Source organism: Pseudomonas sp. Sample_11 (genome assembly GCF_004307505.1).
GTDB classification, from domain to species: Bacteria; Pseudomonadota; Gammaproteobacteria; order Pseudomonadales; family Pseudomonadaceae; genus Aquipseudomonas; species Aquipseudomonas atacamensis.
On record NZ_RCOD01000038.1, the window covers coordinates 1 to 19037 of the forward strand.

20 protein-coding genes are annotated in these 19037 nt (G+C 59.2%); 8 read left to right on the forward strand and 12 right to left on the reverse strand.

The window, feature by feature from the left end; all coding sequences use genetic code 11:
* Positions 1-96: 96 nt before the first annotated feature.
* The gene (gene rnt / locus D8U60_RS09310) at positions 97-774 is read right to left on the reverse strand and encodes a ribonuclease T (protein ID WP_016773404.1); all 678 of its coding nucleotides are present in this window, start codon (positions 772-774) and stop codon (positions 97-99) included.
* Positions 771-1817 (reverse strand): dihydroorotase, encoded by a 1047-nt coding sequence (pyrC, locus tag D8U60_RS09315; RefSeq protein ID WP_016773405.1) that lies wholly within the window; start codon positions 1815-1817, stop codon positions 771-773. The genes rnt and pyrC overlap by 4 nt, the downstream gene beginning before the upstream one ends.
* A gap of 160 nt (positions 1818-1977) precedes the next feature.
* Between pyrC and D8U60_RS09320 the strand changes: the two genes are divergently transcribed.
* Together D8U60_RS09320 and D8U60_RS09325 are read left to right on the forward strand one after the other, a co-directional pair.
* Positions 1978-2892 (forward strand): OmpA family protein, encoded by a 915-nt coding sequence (locus D8U60_RS09320; RefSeq protein ID WP_016773406.1) that lies wholly within the window; start codon positions 1978-1980, stop codon positions 2890-2892.
* Positions 2893-3021: 129 nt separating this feature from the next.
* Positions 3022-4239 (forward strand): argininosuccinate synthase, encoded by a 1218-nt coding sequence (locus D8U60_RS09325; RefSeq protein ID WP_011335737.1) that lies wholly within the window; start codon positions 3022-3024, stop codon positions 4237-4239.
* Between the two features lie 124 nt (positions 4240-4363).
* On the opposite strand, the gene D8U60_RS09330 is transcribed toward D8U60_RS09325, so the two are convergent.
* Positions 4364-5077 carry a hypothetical protein gene (locus D8U60_RS09330; protein ID WP_130899978.1) on the reverse strand — a complete coding sequence of 238 codons (714 nt, stop codon included), beginning with the start codon at positions 5075-5077 and terminating at the stop codon, positions 4364-4366.
* A 433-nt stretch (positions 5078-5510) separates the two neighbouring features.
* Here D8U60_RS09330 and D8U60_RS09335 point away from each other — a divergent pair, with 433 nt between their 5' ends.
* Positions 5511-6137, forward strand: coding sequence for a response regulator transcription factor (locus D8U60_RS09335; protein WP_016773408.1), 627 nt, complete (start codon positions 5511-5513; stop codon positions 6135-6137).
* An 87-nt stretch (positions 6138-6224) separates the two neighbouring features.
* Here D8U60_RS09335 and D8U60_RS09340 read toward each other — a convergent pair whose 3' ends face one another.
* The 8 genes from D8U60_RS09340 to metG all read right to left on the reverse strand — a co-directional run bounded on the left by D8U60_RS09340 (position 6225) and on the right by metG (position 13024).
* The gene (locus D8U60_RS09340; protein ID WP_016773409.1) at positions 6225-6404 is read right to left on the reverse strand and encodes a hypothetical protein; all 180 of its coding nucleotides are present in this window, start codon (positions 6402-6404) and stop codon (positions 6225-6227) included.
* 107 nt (positions 6405-6511) lie between these two features.
* Entirely contained in the window at positions 6512-7150 is a 639-nt protein-coding gene (nth, locus tag D8U60_RS09345) for an endonuclease III (RefSeq protein WP_016773410.1), read from the reverse strand.
* Positions 7147-7719, reverse strand: a complete 573-nt coding sequence (locus D8U60_RS09350; RefSeq protein WP_130899979.1) for an Rnf-Nqr domain containing protein — start codon at positions 7717-7719, stop codon at positions 7147-7149. The genes nth and D8U60_RS09350 overlap by 4 nt, the downstream gene beginning before the upstream one ends.
* Positions 7716-8321, reverse strand: coding sequence for an RnfABCDGE type electron transport complex subunit G (locus D8U60_RS09355; protein WP_130899980.1), 606 nt, complete (start codon positions 8319-8321; stop codon positions 7716-7718). The genes D8U60_RS09350 and D8U60_RS09355 overlap by 4 nt, the downstream gene beginning before the upstream one ends.
* Positions 8318-9301 carry an RnfABCDGE type electron transport complex subunit D gene (locus D8U60_RS09360; protein ID WP_130899981.1) on the reverse strand — a complete coding sequence of 328 codons (984 nt, stop codon included), beginning with the start codon at positions 9299-9301 and terminating at the stop codon, positions 8318-8320. Before D8U60_RS09360 ends, D8U60_RS09355 begins: the two co-directional genes overlap by 4 nt.
* Entirely contained in the window at positions 9288-10292 is a 1005-nt protein-coding gene (gene rsxB, locus D8U60_RS09365) for an electron transport complex subunit RsxB (protein ID WP_130899982.1), read from the reverse strand. The genes D8U60_RS09360 and rsxB overlap by 14 nt, the downstream gene beginning before the upstream one ends.
* Positions 10289-10858 carry an Rnf-Nqr domain containing protein gene (locus tag D8U60_RS09370; RefSeq protein ID WP_130899983.1) on the reverse strand — a complete coding sequence of 190 codons (570 nt, stop codon included), beginning with the start codon at positions 10856-10858 and terminating at the stop codon, positions 10289-10291. The genes rsxB and D8U60_RS09370 overlap by 4 nt, the downstream gene beginning before the upstream one ends.
* A 114-nt stretch (positions 10859-10972) precedes the next feature.
* The gene (metG, locus tag D8U60_RS09375; RefSeq protein WP_122507754.1) at positions 10973-13024 is read right to left on the reverse strand and encodes a methionine--tRNA ligase; all 2052 of its coding nucleotides are present in this window, start codon (positions 13022-13024) and stop codon (positions 10973-10975) included.
* A 319-nt stretch (positions 13025-13343) separates the two neighbouring features.
* Here metG and apbC point away from each other — a divergent pair, with 319 nt between their 5' ends.
* A complete protein-coding gene (gene apbC, locus D8U60_RS09380; RefSeq protein WP_024014150.1) occupies positions 13344-14438 on the forward strand; it encodes an iron-sulfur cluster carrier protein ApbC in 1095 nt (364 codons plus the stop codon).
* A 107-nt stretch (positions 14439-14545) separates the two neighbouring features.
* Here the strand turns inward: apbC and D8U60_RS09385 are convergent, their stop codons facing one another.
* Positions 14546-15304: an SDR family oxidoreductase gene (locus D8U60_RS09385; RefSeq protein WP_095190486.1), complete on the reverse strand. Its 759-nt coding sequence runs from the start codon at positions 15302-15304 to the stop codon at positions 14546-14548.
* 163 nt (positions 15305-15467) lie between these two features.
* On the opposite strand from D8U60_RS09385, the gene D8U60_RS09390 reads away from it, so the two are divergent.
* The 4 genes from D8U60_RS09390 to groL all read left to right on the forward strand — a co-directional run bounded on the left by D8U60_RS09390 (position 15468) and on the right by groL (position 18991).
* Entirely contained in the window at positions 15468-16193 is a 726-nt protein-coding gene (locus tag D8U60_RS09390; RefSeq protein ID WP_130899984.1) for a DUF2470 domain-containing protein, read from the forward strand.
* A gap of 71 nt (positions 16194-16264) precedes the next feature.
* Positions 16265-16741 carry an FxsA family protein gene (locus D8U60_RS09395; RefSeq protein ID WP_016773418.1) on the forward strand — a complete coding sequence of 159 codons (477 nt, stop codon included), beginning with the start codon at positions 16265-16267 and terminating at the stop codon, positions 16739-16741.
* A gap of 259 nt (positions 16742-17000) precedes the next feature.
* Positions 17001-17294: a co-chaperone GroES gene (locus D8U60_RS09400; RefSeq protein WP_007916610.1), complete on the forward strand. Its 294-nt coding sequence runs from the start codon at positions 17001-17003 to the stop codon at positions 17292-17294.
* Positions 17295-17344: 50 nt separating this feature from the next.
* Positions 17345-18991: a chaperonin GroEL gene (groL, locus tag D8U60_RS09405; protein WP_016773419.1), complete on the forward strand. Its 1647-nt coding sequence runs from the start codon at positions 17345-17347 to the stop codon at positions 18989-18991.
* Positions 18992-19037: the final 46 nt, after the last annotated feature.

Sequence of the window (19037 nt, forward strand, 5' to 3'; positions counted from 1 at the left end):
TACGGAGCATTTTCTTTGAGCGCTGCGCAGATTGCTAGGTTTTCACACAGTCTGCAAAGGGCGGTTTTTTCATGCGCGGGATTTGCTCGACGAGGATCAGTCGTCGAAGTCTTCCCAGCCGCCCATCTGCTTCCAGCGATTGACGATGCCGCAGAACAGCTCAGCGGTCTTTTCGGTGTCGTAACGCGCCGAGTGCGCTTCACGACCGTCGAAATCGATGCCGGCCGCCTGACAGGCTTTCGCCAGCACGGTCTGACCATACGCCAGACCCGCCAGGGTCGCGGTGTCGAAACTGGAGAACGGGTGGAACGGGTTGCGCTTCATGTCCAGGCGCGCAACTGCGGCGTTGAGGAAGCCCAGGTCGAAACTGCTGTTGTGCCCGACCAGAATTGCCCGCTTGCAGCCGTTGGCTTTCAACGCCTTGCGGATCCCACGGAAGATGTCGGTCAGCGCGGTTTCTTCGCTGACGGCCATGCGCAGCGGATGATCGAGCTTGATCCCGGTGAACTCCAGCGCTGCCGCTTCAACGTTGGCGCCTTCGAATGGCTCGACGCGGAAGAAGTAGGTGTGATCCGGGTAGACGAAACCCTTTTCATCCATGGCGATGGTGGTCGCGGCAATCTCCAGCAAGGCATCGGTGGCTGCGTTGAAGCCACCGGTTTCTACGTCGACGACAACCGGCAGGTAGCCGCGAAAACGCGCTGCCATCGGATGACGGGAACCGCCGCCGCCACCTTGACCGTCCAGTTCATCGTCGAAATTGTCTTCACTCACGCGTGTTCCTCCAGCAGGCGCCAGCGCAGTTTTTCACCGGCGCGCAGCGGGATAACGGTCAGCTCGCCAAATGGCAGACTGGTCGGGGCGGTCCATTCTTCACGGACCAGGGTGATGCGATCGGTATTTGCCGGCAGGCCGTAGAAACGCGGGCCGTTGAGGCTGGCGAAGGCTTCGAGCTTGTCCAGCGCGTTACGCTGTTCGAACGCTTCGGCATACATCTCGATGGCGGCGTAAGCGGTGTAGCAACCGGCGCAACCGCAGGCGGCTTCCTTGGCGTGCTGGGCGTGGGGCGCCGAGTCGGTGCCGAGGAAGAACTTGGCGCTGCCGCTGGTGGCGGCGTCGAGCAAGGCTTCCTGATGGGTGTTGCGCTTGAGAATCGGCAAGCAGTAGAAGTGCGGCCGAATCCCGCCGACCAGCATGTGGTTGCGGTTGTACAGCAGGTGATGCGCGGTGATGGTCGCGCCGACGTTGGCCGAAGCCTCGTTGACGAACTGCACGGCGTCGCCGGTGGTGATGTGTTCGAACACCACTTTCAGCGTCGGGAAACGCTCGACCACGCGGCGCATGTGCTCGTCGATGAAAATCTTTTCGCGGTCGAATACATCGACGTCGCCACGGGTGACTTCACCGTGGATCAACAGCGGCATGCCGACTTCGGCCATGGCTTCCAGCGCCGGGAAGATCTTGTCGATGCTGGTCACGCCGGAATCGGAGTTGGTGGTCGCGCCGGCCGGGTACAACTTGGCGGCGTAGACGAAACCGCTGGCCTTGGCCTGACGAATTTCTTCCGGTTGGGTGCGGTCGGTGAGGTACAGCACCATCAACGGCTCGAACTGACTGCCGGCCGGGCGGGCAGCGAGAATGCGCTGACGATAGCCGTCGGCTTCAGCGGCGTTGCGCACCGGCGGTACCAGGTTCGGCATGATGATCGCGCGCCCGAAGGTGCGGGCCACATCGGCAACGGTATTGGTCAACACGGCACCATCGCGAAGATGAATGTGCCAGTCGTCGGGACGCAGCAGGGTCAGGCGGTCGGACATGAGGGGATTCCAGGCGGGTCAAACTGAGGCGAATGCTACCGGAAAAGACTCTTGCAGGCACCCGCTATCAAGTTTTGCCACAAGCGTCCGATATCCCGGAGGTATGCCGTAAACATTGTGTGAATCGGTGTTTGTGTTTCACAAGCCAATGGAGCCTCCCGTGCGCCAGCGTTATTTAGCCCTGCTCAGTGTGTTTGCCAGCCTTCCCGCGATGGCGCTGACTTACCAGACCCGTCTGGAGAACATTGAGTGGACGGTCGCCGGCGACCAGTTCGAATGCCGCCTGACCCAGCCGATCACCGATTTCGGCTCGGGCGAGTTCGTGCGCAAGGCCGGTGAGCAGGCGATCTTTCGCCTGAACGCCTACAACGCCATGCTCGGCGGCGGTTCGGCGACTTTGCTCGCTGCCGCTGCACCTTGGCAGCCAGGGCGTGGCGACATCAATCTGGGCTCTGTGCGTCTGGGCAGCGGCAATGTGTTGTTCAACAGCTCGCAATCCCAGGCCGGGGGATTGATCAGCGGTCTGCTGGACGGTCGCAGCCCGGTGGTACGCCGTGCGTCTGGCGATGGCCGCGTCTCCGAGGTGCGTTTGTTGCCGGTGAAATTCAGCAAGGCGTTCAACGACTATCAAGGCTGTGTGGCGAAATTGCTGCCGCAGAATTTCGACCAGATCAAGCAGTCGCAGATCGGCTTCCCCGGCGAAGGCGTTGAGCTGGACCCGGCTGCCAAGGCCAAGCTGCAAGTGATGCTCGAATACATGAAGGCCGACCCGACGGTGAACCACATCGACCTCGACGGTCATTCCGACAACAGCGGCAATCGTCTGACCAACCGCGAATTGTCGCGCCGCCGCGCGCTGGCGGTGGTGGATTTCTTCAAGGCCAACGGCATTCAGGAATCGCAGATCACCGTGCGTTTCCACGGCGAGCAGTATCCGATCGTGCCCAACACCAGCAAGGCCAATCGTGCGAAGAACCGTCGGGTCAACGTGAAACTGTCGCGCGTCGCACCGACTACCGCCCCGGCTCCGGCGCCGCAAGCGAGTACGCCGGCCACGGCCGCAACGACTTCCTGACTCGCCGGTCATCGTCGCGCTCTCGACAGATTCTGTCGCTTTGTCGTCTTAAGCTGTCGCGCCTCTGTAAATTATCGCGTTTGAGCGGTAGACTCCCCGGCTTTCCGTAGAACCCCGTGGAGTGATGGCATGGCGGACGTAAACAAGGTCGTTCTGGCGTATTCCGGCGGCCTGGACACTTCGGTGATCCTCAAGTGGCTGCAGGATACTTATAACTGTGAAGTGGTGACCTTCACCGCTGATCTCGGTCAAGGCGAAGAGGTCGAGCCGGCCCGCGCCAAGGCTCAGGCCATGGGCGTCAAAGAAATCTACATCGACGATCTGCGCGAAGAGTTCGTGCGTGATTTCGTGTTCCCGATGTTCCGCGCCAACACCGTTTACGAAGGCGAGTACCTGCTGGGTACTTCCATCGCCCGTCCGCTGATCGCCAAGCGCCTGATCGAAATCGCCAACGAAACCGGCGCCGACGCCATTTCCCACGGTGCTACCGGCAAGGGCAACGACCAGGTGCGCTTCGAACTGGGCGCCTACGCGCTCAAGCCTGGCGTGAAAGTGATCGCCCCTTGGCGCGAGTGGGACCTGCTGTCCCGCGAGAAGCTGATGGACTACGCCGAGAAGCACGCGATCCCGATCGAACGCCATGGCAAGAAAAAATCTCCGTACTCGATGGACGCCAACCTGCTGCACATCTCTTACGAAGGCGGCGTGCTGGAAGACACCTGGACCGAGCACGAAGAAGACATGTGGCGCTGGACCGTCTCCCCGGAGAAGGCTCCCGACACCCCGCAATACCTGGAACTGACCTACCGCAACGGCGACATCGTCGCACTGGACGGCGTCGAAATGACCCCGGCCACCGTACTGGCGACGCTGAACAGGATCGGCGGCGAGCACGGCATCGGTCGTCTCGACATCGTCGAAAACCGTTATGTCGGCATGAAGTCCCGTGGCTGCTACGAAACCCCGGGCGGCACCATCATGCTGCGCGCGCACCGCGCCATCGAATCGATCACTCTGGACCGCGAAGTCGCTCACCTCAAAGACGAGCTGATGCCCAAGTACGCCAGCCTGATCTACACCGGTTACTGGTGGAGCCCTGAGCGTCTGATGCTGCAACAGATGATCGATGCTTCGCAGGTCAACGTGAACGGCGTAGTGCGCCTGAAGCTGTACAAGGGCAACGTCATCGTCACCGGTCGCAAGTCCGACGATTCGCTGTTCGACGCCAACATCGCCACCTTCGAAGAAGATGGCGGCGCTTACAACCAGGCCGACGCGGCGGGCTTCATCAAGCTCAACGCGCTGCGCATGCGCATTGCTGCCAACAAGGGCCGCAAGTTGTTCTGAGTGGCTCAGACCCACGCGCAATAAAAAAGGCGGCCAGTTCAGGGCCGCCTTTTTTTTCGGAATTTTCATCGGGTTCATCAAGCCGTTTCTCTTGTCTGCCCGCTTGCGGGATGTGCCACGCCTGTCAGCTGGTTCGCCCCAGCAGGGTAACTGTCTGTGTACACAGGTTGTAAACGACACACAGTGTTGCACATGAGCTTTTCTTCGCCTGTTTGATCTGTTGCAGCGAAGTATGCGCCAGAGAGTCCGAAACATGATTCGACAGAAAAACCAGCACTCGCGGATTTTTTTTACCGGCGCTCCGAAGAGTGTCGAGAATCGCATCGAACTCCCTGGACGCATCAACGTCCCGGGCGTCGATGATGTTCAGTTCGCTTATCAGCGGTGACAGTTTGATCGTCTGCACCACGGGGTTCGCTTGGCCATCAATATCGGTTGGTGGGTCAGGCGCGTTGTGAATCCTGCATGGACGCTGGAATCCGCCGCTCCCCGTGTTGCTGGACACCACGCAGCTGGTTATCTCGAAAGCGCACGATCCATCGGTTTTTCGCAACGGTATTTTTCGTTCGCTGTCGCGTTCCGAATGTTCAGCCGCCTTCAGGAAATTTTTGTCCTTGCCGAAATCCGAGGGCGAGTAGAGCGAGCGGTGGTTGAAGTTGAGCGTGATAAAAAAAAGAAATAACAAGTAAAACGGAAAGCTGATCAGAAACCAGACATAAATCTCCCGGTCCTTGTTGTCGAGAAACGGCAGCGATACCGCCGCTGAAGTTTCCGAGATAATGGCGAATATCGCGATGACTGTCATTGGGTTAGTGATCTTGTTCGTTATCTTGAGCATGGTTAAAGTTCTATGCTGTTTGTTTGAGGTTGAATATTTCTATATATAGCAAAAGCCTTCATTGAAGTTTCAGGCTGTTGTTTCAAGTTTTATAGAAGGGCTGCTGGTGCGTCGAATATGCAGTAGCGGCGGTTCGTTACGTCATATGTCGAATCGGCAGCCGGCAAAAAGTAGTCCAGGAAATTTCAAATGGCTCGGTTGGAATTCGGAGCTGCGTAGGACGTGTGCGCAGTAAACGGAAATTCGCTGCAGTCTTGAAGGACGGGAAGCAGTTGCGATGGATGCGACGGGGCCTATTTGTGGGAATTATCCTCAATGCCTGTAGGGAATGTCTCTCGATGCAAATGCGTGTAAAAGTTGCCATGCCTTGAAGCAAGTGACTGGGATATCGTGCGTGTTCTAAAAATTCGAACAGCGAAAACTGGACTTGCCCATGAATAAAGTGCTGATCGTGGATGACCACCCCGTCATTCGACTTGCGGTACGTATGCTGATGGAACGGCATGGCTACGAAGTCATTGCAGAAACGGATAATGGCGTTGATGCACTACAAATTGCTCGTGAACAAATACCCGATCTTGTCATCCTGGATATTGGAATACCCAAACTCGACGGACTGGAAGTTATTGCGCGCCTGACCTCCACTGCCATGCCGGTGAAAGTGCTGGTGCTGACTTCCCAGGCTCCCGGGCATTTTTCAATGCGTTGCATGCAATCGGGTGCAGCGGGTTATGTGTGCAAGCAGCAGGATCTGACCGAACTGCTGAGTGCGATCAAGGCAGTTCTGTCCGGCTACAGCTATTTCCCCAATCAGGCCCTGCACACTGTGCGTACCAGTCTGGGCAATGCGAGTGAGGCGGACATGGTTGATCGTCTGTCCGGGCGGGAAATGATGGTGTTGCAGCAATTGGCGCGCGGCAAGACCAACAAGGAAATCGCCGACGGCATGTTTTTGAGCAACAAGACTGTAAGCACTTACAAGACTCGCCTGTTGCTGAAACTCAATGCGCGGTCTCTGGTTGATCTGATCGAGTTGGCGCAGCGCAACGGCCTGGTATGAACGATTCGACAGCTGAGACCGTCATGGGCCGATCAAGCTCGGTTGTCGCAGAAATGAAAAGCCTCCGCTTCGGGAGGCCTTCAGGTATCACAGATCAAAATCGTAATCGGCCAATTGCCTTTGCAGTCGGCGCTCCTCAAGCAGGTTGTCGATTGTGCGACGCTTGCTGAGGTTGGTCTTCGCCACCTCGACCACCGGTTCGACCTCATCGGCCTCGACGGCGATAAAATCTTCTTCTACATCCAGTTGCTCTTTGTCGGTACTCATGAAGTCAACTCCCGGCTAAGACTGCCTTTGGCGCTCCTTATATCGACATTACTGCGGCGGGTAAAAAAGATTTTTTCAATCGATGGATACGAAAAACCGATGACGGCTCAATCGTCAGAAGTTTTATGTTTGTATTCGCACAAATCTTCGATGCGGCAGCTGCCACAGCGCGGTTTACGCGCCAGGCAAACATAGCGGCCATGCAAAATCAGCCAGTGATGGGAGTCGAGCAGGAATTCTTTCGGTACAAACTTCATCAGCTTCATTTCAACTTCCACCACATTTTTCCCCGGCGCGATGCCGGTGCGATTGCTGACGCGGAAAATGTGCGTGTCGACCGCCATGGTCAATTGACGGAAAGCGGTGTTGAGCACCACGTTGGCGGTCTTGCGCCCGACGCCGGGCAGGGCTTCCAGTTCTTCTCGGGTTTGCGGAACTTCGCCGCCGTGGCGTTCAACCAGCAAACGGCAGGTTTCAATGACGTTCTTCGCTTTGCTATTGTACAGGCCGATGGTCTTGATGTACTCGGACAGCCCCTCGACACCCAGCGCATGAATCGCGGCGGGTGTATTGGCGACGGGAAAGAGTTTGGCGGTCGCCTTGTTGACGCCGACATCGGTGGACTGCGCCGAAAGAATCACCGCAATCAGCAGCTCGAACGGCGAAGAGTAGGCCAGTTCGGTTTTCGGCTCGGGATTGTCTTCGTGCAGTCGGCGAAATATCTCAAGACGTTTTGCAGCATTCATGGGCGATGCGTTTCCTTGATGACAGAGTTGCGGCGTGTCCACGCCTGACGTACGGCGAGAAGCAGGCCCAGTAAAACGAAAGCGCCGGGGACCAGCGTAAACAGATGCAGCCCATCGGGGAACAAAACCAGACCTTGCCAATGCTCCGAAAGACCTCGGCCAAGGCTGCCATAACCGATGATCTCGCGCAGCCCGCCGACCACCAGCATGAGCGCGCCGAACAAGGCGCAGCGTTTGAAGCTGACAGCGACGGGCTCGCGGAAGGCACCGTGGTATTCAAGCACGACGCAGTGCAAGGCGATCAGCCCTATGTAGAGCTCAGACGTCTGCTGCCATGACAAAAGCCAGCGTTGCGCCATGATGTTTGCGCAACTGGTCAGCGTCGCGGCAAGTATCAGGCTGGCTAGCAACGCACGGGTGCCCGTCAGGCGTTCGCGCAGCGGCGACATGCAAACGGCAAAAACGCCAAGTACCGCGCCGAGCATCAAGGTTATCCCCAGTGCAGCGCTGAGTGTTTGTGTGGCGCCCAATAGCGGCACCAGCATCAATAAACTCGCCGTGCGTTTCATGAGCCAGCCCCTAACAGCAGCGCCTGATGCTCATCGAAATAACGCAGTGCGTCATGAATCGCGTTGATGGCGGCACGGGAGGTAATGGTCGCGCCAGCGATTTGATCGAACTGCCCCTGATCCTTTTTCAGCGCCCAACCGGCGTCCGTCGGCTCAGTGCGGGATTTGCCGAGAAAGGTCTGAAGCCAGGCATTCGGCCATTCACCGATGTAACCACCCAATCCTGGCGTTTCGCGCTGCTCAAGGGTTTTCACGCCTAGAACTCTGCCGTTTGCATCGATGGCTATCAGCAGTTCCAGAGTGCCTGCGTAACCTTCGCTGCGACTGCGCAACAGCACCGCAACTGTCTGTCCGGAGCGGGTCGCTCGATAGCCGCCTGACAGCGTGCTATGGCGCAAAACAGGCTCGGCGAGCGTCAGCGGTTGCTCCAGCGGCTGATTGTCGTAGAGCGCTGCAGGCATGACATCGAGCAGTTGGCGGCTATCGAGCAAGCGCTGCTCGCTGGCAATCTGCGGTGCACTGCTGCGCTGCAACACGTATGTCGCGCTCGCGCCAATGAGTGCCAGCAGCACCAGGGTCGCGACACTTGCTGAGCGGTTCATGTGCTCACCGGCAGATGGCGGCTGGCGGCGAAGCGCTCCAGCGTCGGCACCAGCAGATTCATCAGCAACACCGCAAACGCGACGCCGTCCGGGTAACCGCCCCAAGTGCGAATCAGATAGGTGAGCAAGCCGACGCCAATGCCGAACAGCAGGCGGGCGAGGGCGCTTTTCGCGCCGGACACAGGTTCTGTCACGATAAAAAATGCACCGAGCATGGTTGCGCCGCTGAGCAGATGAAACAGCGGCGAACCATGGGAATCGGACCCCGATCCGTTCCAGCACAACAGGCTGATGAGGAACAGGCTGGCGAGCATCCCCACCGGTGCGTGCCAGGAAAAGATCCGCCGCTGCAACAGCCACAGGCCGCCGAGCAGAAACGCCAGATTTACCCATTCCACACCGCGCCCGCCGAAACGGCCGAAGGCCGGGTTGCTGGCGAACAGCTCATCGATGGTCAGGCTTTTATTGATGCGCAGACTGTCCAGTGCCGTGGCCTGCGCCCAAGCGTCCGGTGCTGGAGCCGGGTTGAAAACCTGTTGCAACGCCGAGGGGAAATCGAGGCCATGACCGGGCCAGTGGGTCATCGCTTGCGGAAACAGCACCATGCTCATGGCAAAGCCAAGCATCGCCGGGTTGAACGGATTTCTGCCCACGCCGCCGTACAGGTGCTTGCCGAACAACAAGCCTGAAACGGTCGCCGTGACAGTCAGCCACCAAGGGCAATAAGCCGGCAGCGCAACGGCCAGCAACATTGCACTGACCAGCGCGCTGCCATCACGCAGCGCCGGTTGCACGGCTTGTCGACGCAGGTTGGCGACGGCAGCTTCGACGAGCAACGCGCTGATGACCGCCAACAGCAGATTGATCAACACGCCCCAGCCATACAGCCAGAACAAAGCGAGCAGCCCCGGCAGCGCTGCGAGCAGCACGGTGTTCATCGCCTGTTGCAGGCGATCGTCCGCTGCCTCAAGGGGTGGCATGGTCTTGCACCTGGCGCTCGGCGTCAGTCACGGCTTGCTCCAGTGCTGCGATCTGCTCCGGCGCAGCCTCCGCTGCCTGAGCCTTTTTCAACTCGGCGCGGCGCATGGCCAACTGGATCTTGGCTCGCTTCAGTTCGGCGTCGTTGGTCGGTGCGGGAACGGCGGGAATTACCGGTTGGCTGCTTTCCAGATTCGCCAGTGCTTGCTCGGCGGCTTCGAATTGTTGCTGCAGGACGATCAATTGCGACTGCTGCTCGAATGTCGGCGGATGACCGAAGGCTTTCAGCGATTTGTGCAGTTGCGCTCGACTCATCGCCACATCGACCTTGGCCTTCTTCAGTGCCGCATCAGCGTTCGCGGCTTTTTGCGCACGCACTCGCTCCAGCGCAGCTTGCACCGGGTCGGCGGTCGAGACTTGCGGTTGTGCCGCACGCGCGGCTCGCGCTTCACGTTCAGCCTGCTTTTGCTGTTCTTCACGCAGCAAGCGCTGGTTGCGTCGCTCGAAACGCTGGCGCGCATGGTCACGCTTTTCAGCGCGGGCGCGCTGTTCTTCGAGATCGAATGCGAGACCGCCAACCACTGGTATCGTGTTCGCAGGCAAAGGATGCATTTCGATGCAGTCGACCGGACACGGCGCAACGCACAGATCACAACCGGTGCACTCGTCGATCAGCACCGTGTGCATGAGTTTTGCCGCGCCGACGATGGCGTCGACCGGGCAGGCCTGAATGCACTTGGTGCAGCCGATGCATTCGGCCTCGCGGATGAAGGCGACTTGCGGCGGTGCCGGGCCACGGCTGATGTCCAGTTCCAGGACCGGTATTTTCAACAGCTCGGCCAGCGCAGCGATAGTTTCTTCGCCGCCCGGCGGGCACTTGTTGATCGGCTCGCCGTCAACAATGCCTTGCGCATAGGGTTTGCATCCGGGATGGCCGCACTTGCCGCATTGGGTCTGCGGCAGCAGGGCATCGATGCGTTGAAGCAGACTCATGTTTTGATCAATCCACTGAATCCGAGAAAAATCACTGCGATCAGTCCGGCGCTGATCAGGTCGATCGGCAGGCCGCGAAAGGGCAGGGGAATATCGTTGTCGACCGTGCGCTCGCGCAGATCGCAGAACACGCTCAACACCAGCCAGAAACCCAGCCCGGCGCCGAAACTCAATGCTGTCGCGTGCAGCAGGCCTTGATCATTTTGCGCATTGATCAACGCCAGCCCGAGGACGGCGGCATTGCCGAGCAGCAGCGGCCACAATCCGTCGAACGGCCAATCCGGCAGCCCGCGCGCCAGCAGTTTCAGCAGCGGCGCGATCAACAACACACTCAACGGCAGAAACACGAACAGGCGCAGCGCTTCAAGCTGCAACGGCAGCAGTATCCACTGCCAGATCGCCTGACCGATAACGCCGACCACCACCATCAGGCACAACGTCGCCAATCCCAGCGCATGCACTTGGCGACGGCTGCCCGCCAGCAGCGGAGCGACGCCCAGCGGCCAGTGCAACACGAAGTTGTTGAGCAGCGCAGCACTGATCAGCGTTAACACGAGTTCGGTCATGGTTCTGCCAGCGAAACGGGCGGGTGTCTCTTAAGGGTAGGCACTATCGGGCCAGATATGAAAAATCCCACCGGCATGCAGAGCACGTCGGTGGGATCGTTTTATCGCAACGTCTTACTTGATGCGCTGACCCGGCTTGGCGCCGCTGTCAGGGCTCAGCAGGTAGATCTCTTCACCGCCGGGACCGGCTGCCATCACCATGCCTTCGGAAATACCGAACTTCATTTTCCGTGGCTTGAGGTTGGCGATCATCATGGTCAGACGACCGTCGAGTTTGGACGGGTCCGGATACGCGCTCTTGATCCCGGAGAACACGTTGCGTTGCTCGTCACCGATGTCGAGGGTCAGGCGCAACAGCTTGTCCGCGCCTTCGACGTGTTCGGCCTTGACGATCAAAGCGACGCGCAAATCGATGGCGGCAAAGGCGTCGAAATCGATTTCCGGCGACAGCGGATCCTTGGCCAGTTCGCCGTTGCCCGCAGGGGCGGCTGCGCCAGTGTCGGTCTGGCTGGCGGTCAGGTCTTCCTTGGAGGCGTCGGTCATGGCTTGCACTTTTACCGGGTCGATGCGGGTCATCAACGGTTTGAATTCGTTGAGCTGGTGATTGGCTAGCAGGGTGGTGTGGTCATTCCAGGTCAGCGGCGCGACGTTGAGGAACGCCTCGGCATCAGCGGCCAGCAGCGGCAGTACCGGTTTGAGGAAGATCACCAACTGGCGGAACAGGTTGATGCCGGTGGCGCAGATCGCCTGGACTTCATCCTGCTTGCCTTCCTGCTTGTTCAACGACCACGGCGCCTTGTCGGCGATCCACGCGTTGGCGCGGTCAGCCAGGGCCATGATTTCACGCATCGCGCGGGCAAAATCTCGGGCTTCGTAAGCGTCGGCAATGCTCGGCGCAGCGGCGAGGAAGGCCTCGGTCAGCTCCGGCGCGGCATTGTTGTCGACCAGCAGACCGCCGTTACCTTTGTGGATAAATCCGGCGCAACGGCTGGCGATGTTGACCACTTTGCCGACCAGGTCGGAGTTGACCTTCTGCACGAAGTCTTCGAGGTTCAGGTCGAGGTCATCGACGCCACGGCCGAGCTTGGCCGCGTAGTAATAGCGCAGGTATTCCGGCGACAGATGATCGAGATAGGTGCGGGCCTTGATGAAGGTGCCGCGCGACTTGGACATTTTCTGACCATTGACGGTCAGGTAGCCGTGCACGTTGATGCCGGTCGGCTTGCGGTAGCCGGCGCCTTCGAGCATGGCTGGCCAGAACAGCGCGTGGAAATTGACGATGTCCTTGCCGATGAAGTGATACAGCTCGGCTGTCGAGTCCTTGCCCCAGAACGCGTCGAAGTCCAGCTCCGGCGTACGGTTGCAGAGGTTCTTGAAGCTGGCCATGTAACCGATCGGCGCATCCAGCCACACATAGAAATACTTGCCCGGCTCGCCCGGAATCTCGAAGCCGAAATACGGCGCATCGCGCGAGATGTCCCACTGCTGCAGGCCGGCATCCAGCCATTCGGCGATCTTGTTGGCCACGGCGTCCTGCAGGGTGCCGCTGCGGGTCCAGGCCTGCAGCATTTCCTGGAAATCCGGCAGCTTGAAGAAGAAGTGCTGGGAATCCTTGAGCACCGGAGTGGCGCCGGAGATCGCCGACTTCGGATCCTTCAGGTCGGTCGGTGCGTAGGTCGCGCCACATTTTTCGCAGTTGTCGCCGTACTGGTCTTCGGTGCCGCATTTCGGGCAGGTGCCCTTGATGAAGCGGTCGGCCAGGAACATTTTCTTTTCCGGGTCGAAATACTGGGTGATCGAACGCTGGGCGATGTGCCCGGCGTCACGCAGCTTGAGGTAGATCTGGCTCGACAGCTCACGGTTTTCTTCGGCGTGAGTGGAGTGGAAATTGTCGAAATCGACGAGGAAGTCGGCAAAGTCGGCGCTGTGTTCAGCCTGCACGTTGGCGATCAGTTGTTCCGGGGTGATGCCTTCCTTTTCCGCGCGCAGCATGATCGCCGAACCGTGGGCGTCGTCGGCGCAGACATAGATGCATTGGTTGCCGCGATGCTTCTGGAAGCGCACCCACATATCGGTCTGGATGTATTCCAGCATGTGGCCAAGGTGGATCGAACCGTTGGCGTAGGGCAGGGCGCTGGTGACGAGGATCTTGCGTGGCTCGGACATGGGGCTTCGCTACTTGATGAAACGGAGGTCGGCCACTATAAAGCGCCGGCGCATATTTTTCACCCCTGCGCCACTGGGTACTTTGAGTGTTCTTGTGGCGAGGGGATTTATCCCCGCTGGGTGGCGAAGCCGCCCCAAAACCGCAAACTTCGATGTAGAAGATAGTCCGAGTGCAATGGCTTTACGACTGCTGCGCAGCCCAACGGGGATAAATCCCCTCACCACAGTGGCTTTTCAGCGCAAGTAATCTGTTCGCCTCAAATCGGTGTCCAGCGTACGATAGCCGCCATCTTTTCCAGTCTTGTTATCGGAGTTGCCCATGAGCGCCGTCACTCGCGCAGCGGTGGAAGCCGTCCTCAGCCAATACACCGACCCCTACCTGAACCAGGATCCGGTCAGCGCCGGGTGCGTGAAAAACATCGAGATCATCGGTGACCGCGTCAATGTGCAGCTGGAAATCGGCTACGCCGCCGGTCTGTTCAAGAGCGGCTGGGCGCAATTGCTGCAACTGGCCATCGAAAACCTCGACGGCGTGGTCATCGCCCGCGTCGAGGTCACCAGCGTGATCGCCGCGCACAAGGCCCAGGCGCAGATTCCGGGGCTGGCCAACGTCAAGAACGTCGTCGCCGTCGCTTCCGGCAAGGGTGGCGTGGGCAAATCCACCACCGCTGCCAACCTCGCGCTGGCGCTGGCCCGTGAAGGCGCCAAAGTCGGCATCCTCGACGCCGATATCTACGGCCCGAGCCAGGGCATCATGTTCGGCATCCCCGAGCGCACCCGTCCTGAGGTCAAGGATCAAAAGTGGTTCGTGCCGCTCAAGGCTCACGGCGTGGAAGTCATGTCGATGGCGTTCCTGACCGACGACAACACGCCGATGGTCTGGCGCGGGCCGATGGTTTCCGGGGCGCTGCTGCAACTGGTTACGCAAACCGCTTGGGGCGATCTGGATTATCTGGTCATCGACATGCCACCAGGTACCGGCGACATTCAACTGACCCTGGCGCAGAAAGTCCCGGTGGCGGGGGCGGTGATCGTCACTACGCCGCAGGATCTGGCACTGCTCGACGCACGCAAAGGCGTGGAAATGTTCCGCAAGGTCAACATTCCGGTGCTCGGCGTGGTGGAAAACATGGCGGTGCACATCTGCTCGAATTGCGGGCATGCCGAGCATCTGTTCGGCGAAGGTGGTGGCGAGAAACTGGCCACCCAGTACGGCGTCGAATTGCTGGCCTCGCTGCCGCTGTCGATGCTGATCCGCGAACAGGCCGATGGCGGCAAGCCAACCGTAATCGCCGAGCCGGACAGCCAGATCGCCATGGTCTATCAGGAACTGGCCCGCCACGTCGGTGCGCGGATCGTGTTGCAGGAAGCGGCCACGCCGGCGATGCCGAATATCACCATCAGCGACGATTGATCAGCGGCGCCTGCAAAAAGATCGCAGCCTCGCTTCGCTCGTCAGCTCCTACACATTTGCCGTAGGAGCTGACGAGCGAAGCGAGGCTGCGATCTTTTGATTTGGTTTTAGATGCGCAAGCCGCCATCCATCTCCAGAATCCGCCCGGTGTAGTAGTCGTTCTCGAAGATATACGCCGCCGAATGGGCAATCTCTTCCGGCTTGCCCATGCGCTTGAGCGGAATCCCCGCCGTCATCTTCTCCAGCGCTTCCGGCTTCATGCCCAAAGTCATCTCGGTTTCGATAAAGCCCGGTGCGATGCCCGCGACACGAATGCCGTAACGCGCCAGCTCCTTTGCCCAGGTCACGGTCGCCGCCGCGACGCCGGCCTTGGCTGCGGAATAGTTGGTCTGGCCGACGTTGCCCGCACGGGAGATCGACGAAATGTTGATGATCGCACCGCTGTTCTTCAGCTCGACCATTTTCGCTGCGACTTCACGGGTGCAGAGGAACACGCCGGTCAGGTTGACGTCGATCACCGCCTGCCACTGCGCCAGGCTCATCTTGGTCATCTCACCGTCCTTGACCTTCAGCAACAGACCATCGCGCAGGATCCCGGCGTTGTTGATCAGGCCGTGAATGGCGCCGAAGTCTTCCGCCACTTGCGCAACCATGTGCTCGACCTGTTCTTCATTGGCGACGTTGCACAGGTAGCTGCGCGCTTCGACACCCTTGGCTTTGCAGGCGGCGACGGCGTCGTCGAGTTTTTCCTGATTCAGATCGACCAGGGCCAGCTTCGCGCCCTTGCCGGCGAAATACTCGGCCATGGAACGGCCCAAACCCTGGCAACCGCCGGTGATAATGATTACTTTGTCGTTGAGTTGCATTCGCATGTCCCGCTGGCAGGTCTGAGTTGTTTTTGTTGTCGGCAACGCTCGATCGGCACCGGTCAGGCCTGGTTGCACACGAACATTTGCCCGATGCGCGCCGGTTACTTTTCGCTGCGCGCCTGTCCGTTTTCTAGACGGAACCCATTTAAGGAGTCACAAATTGAGCGCTGAAGTGGCGAAGAATGCCCGAGAATTGCTTCTCAAGGAATACCGTGGAGTGCTGTCGACCCACTCCAAATCGATGCCGGGTTTTCCCTTTGGCTCGGTTGTGCCGTATTGCCTGGACGAGCAGGGCCGGCCGCTGATTCTGATCAGCCGCATCGCCCAGCACACGCATAACCTGCAGAAAGATCCGAAGTGTTCGATGCTGGTGGGCGAGCGCGAGGCCGACGATGTGCAGGCGGTCGGGCGGCTGACTTATCTGGCCGAAGCGCAGAAGCTCGCAGAACCGGCAGCGATCGAGGCTGCCGCCGAGCGCTATTACCGCTATTTCCCCGACTCGCAGAATTATCACCAGGCCCACGATTTCGATTTCTGGGTGCTCGATCCGGTGCGCCATCGCTACATCGGCGGCTTTGGTGCGATCCACTGGATCGACGATCTGACCCTGGCCAACCCGTTCGCCGGCAAGGCGGAAATCAGCATGGTCGAGCACATGAACAGCGACCACGCCAAGGCCATCGCCCATTACGTCGAGCTCGCCGGGCTGCCTGACAGCGTGCCGGCGCAATTGGCCGGGATCGACAGCGAAGGCATGCACCTGCGCATCGGTCAGGCCGTCTACTGGTTGCCCTTCGCGGCGCCATGTAATACGCCGACACAAGTGCGCGAGGCCTTGGTTTCTCTGGCTCACGCCCAGTCCTGGCCGAAAAAAGCGCAAAGTTAAGCTTGAATTCACGCAAGGGCGACGTCATCTAAGGCTTACTGCAAGGCATTTCTTGCGTTGAGGAAACTTTGATGCGCCCTTTTCTGTTGCTCTTTCTGCTGTTTCCAGTGCTGGAGCTGTTCGTATTCGTCAAAGTGGCAGGCTCTATCGGGTTCTTCCCGGCCCTGCTGCTGATCATTCTCGGCTCGATGTTCGGTGTGTTCGTGCTGCGCGTCGCCGGTCTGGCCACCGCATTGCGTGCCCGGGAGAGCCTGAATCGCGGCGAATTGCCCGCGCAGACCATGCTCGAAGGCCTGATGCTGGCACTGGCCGGCGGCCTGTTGATCATTCCCGGCTTCATCAGTGATGTGGTCGGTCTGGTGATGCTGTTGCCGGTCACCCGTCGTCTGCTGGCGAACAAGATGCGCCAGCGCGCTGAAGACCAGGCGATGCGCCAGCGTGCCTTCGCCGACGACCTGCAACCCCGTGGCGGCCCGGCCCCGCGCGAGCCGCTCGGTCGGGAGCCGAATGTGATCGAAGGCGAGTTCGAACATCGCGACAACAAGTGACATCAGCATCGACACGGCACCTTCGGGTGCCGTGCTCGTTTATGGCTGTTATTTACCGTGTCTGCATGAAAAATTTTTTCCGCCAGCCCTTGTAATCGGCTTGTACGCCCCTATGTATCGGTCACCGAAAGGTTTCCGGTATTCAAACCGGACAGACTTGCGCGGTTCGCTCGACGGACCGCAACCGGCGCAGGCCGGATTCGTTAAACCCGCCGGGACTACACCGGCCGATGAAAACCACAATTAGGAGAGATCGACAATGAAGCTTCGTCCTCTGCATGACCGCGTCGTCATCCGTCGCAGCGAAGAAGAAAAGAAAACCGCTGGCGGTATCGTCCTGCCAGGTTCGGCTGCTGAAAAAGCCAACCACGGTGTGATTCTCGCTGTAGGCCCGGGCAAAGCTCTGGAAAACGGTGAAGTGCGTGCACTGTCCGTGAAGGAAGGCGACAAGGTTGTGTTCGGTCCTTACTCCGGCAGCAACACTGTGAAAGTCGATGGCGAAGACCTGCTGGTAATGAGCGAGAACGAAATCCTCGCGGTTATCGAAGGCTGATATCCCCGTTCATTTTCCCGCTACTACAAAGTATTTAAGGAATATCGATCATGGCTGCTAAAGAAGTTAAGTTCGGCGATGCCGCCCGTACCAAGATGCTCAAAGGCGTCAACGTTCTGGCTGACGCGGTAAAAGCGACCCTGGGCCCGAAAGGCCGTAACGTGGTTATCGAGAAGAGCTTCGGCGCTCCGACCATCACCAAGGACGGCGTTTCCGTCGCCAAAGAAATCGAACTGGATGACCGCTTCGAAAACATGGGCGCGCAGCTGGTCAAAGACGTTGCCTCCCGTGCCAACGATGACGCTGGTGACGGTACTACCACCGCTACCGTTCTGGCTCAGTCGATCGTCAACGAAGGCCTGAAAGCCGTCGCTGCCGGCATGAACCCGATGGACCTCAAGCGCGGCATCGACAAGGCGACCATCGCCATTGTCAAAGAGCTCAAAGCCCTGTCCAAGCCATGCGCTGACTTCAAAGCCATCGCTCAGGTCGGCACCATCTCGGCCAACTCCGACAACTCCATCGGCGACATCATTGCCGAAGCCATGGAAAAAGTCGGTAAAGAAGGCGTGATCACCGTTGAAGAAGGCTCGGGCCTGGAAAACGAACTGTCGGTTGTAGAAGGCATGCAGTTCGACCGTGGCTACCTGTCGCCATACTTCGTCAACAAGCCGGACACCATGGTTGCCGAGCTCGACGGCCCGCTGATCCTGCTGGTCGACAAAAAGATCTCGAACATCCGCGAAATGCTGCCAGTGCTGGAAGCCGTTGCCAAAGCCGGCCGCCCACTGCTGATCGTGGCCGAAGACGTTGAAGGCGAAGCCCTGGCGACTCTGGTTGTGAACAACATGCGTGGCATCGTCAAAGTCGCTGCCGTCAAGGCACCGGGCTTCGGCGACCGTCGCAAGGCCATGCTGCAGGACATCGCTGTTCTGACCGGCGGTACCGTTATCTCCGAAGAGATCGGTCTGAGCCTGGAAAGCACCACCCTGGAACACCTGGGTAACGCCAAGCGCGTGACCCTGTCCAAGGAAAACACCATCATCGTTGACGGTGCTGGCGTGCAGGCAGACATCGAAGGCCGTATCGCTCAGATCCGCGCCCAGGTTGCCGAAACCTCCTCGGACTATGACCGTGAAAAACTGCAAGAGCGTCTGGCCAAGCTGTCCGGCGGCGTTGCAGTGATCAAGGTTGGCGCTGGTTCCGAAGTTGAAATGAAAGAGAAGAAAGCCCGCGTTGAAGACGCCCTGCACGCAACCCGCGCAGCCGTTGAAGAAGGCGTGGTACCTGGCGGTGGCGTGGCGCTGATCCGTGCTCTGGAAGCACTGACCGAGCTGACCGGCGACAACGCTGACCAGAACGTCGGTATCGCTGTGCTGCGTCGCGCTGTTGAAGCGCCGCTGCGTCAGATCGCTGCCAACTCCGGTGACGAGCCAAGCGTAGTCGTCAACGAAGTGAAGAACGGCAAAGGTAACTTCGGTTACAACGCTGCTTCCGGCGAATACGGCGACATGATCGAAATGGGCATCCTGGACCCAACCAAGGTAACCCGTTCGGCTCTGCAAGCTGCAGCCTCCATCGGCGGTCTGATCCTGACCACCGAAGCAGCGGTTGCCGACGCACCGAAGAAAGAAGGTGCAGCTGGCGGCGGTATGCCAGACATGGGCGGCATGGGTGGCATGGGCGGCATGATGTAAGCCAGCCCTGGCCCTGTAACGCAAAACCCCGCTGGCGAAAGTCAGC